We start from the raw sequence: 302 nt of genomic DNA, 5'->3' as shown, positions 1-302 counted from the left end.
CTGGCGTTCACAGGCTCACTCCGGCAGATGTGCGGGCACTATCTGGTCGAGCCGCCGTCCCTTGGGCTTGAACCAATGGCGCCTCAATGAACGGCCCTGCACCCCGGCCTCTGGCTGGGACTGCGCCTGCGTGGCGCCATCGGTTCGAGCCCGCTGGCGCAGGGACAGGTCGAGAACCTGGTCGGCGTTGTCCGGTGGCGGTTCTTCGTGCCTCGACCGAAGTCCAAGAGCCATGCCGAACTCAATGCCTGGCGCGAGGATCGCTGTGTTGCATGGGCCAGGTCGCATCCGCACCCGGAGCT

General features: G+C 66.6%; 1 pseudogene. It reads left to right on the top strand.

The features are described 5' to 3' along the window. Positions 1–302, top strand: a pseudogene (locus tag FE811_RS28890) (hypothetical protein); the annotation flags it as partial.

The sequence above is a fragment of the Paracoccus sp. FO-3 genome (assembly GCF_006386455.1).
Lineage (GTDB): Bacteria > Pseudomonadota > Alphaproteobacteria > Rhodobacterales > Rhodobacteraceae > Paracoccus > Paracoccus versutus.
The sequence above is the reverse complement of the archived record's forward strand: the minus strand, read 5'-3'. Positions and strand labels throughout refer to the sequence as shown.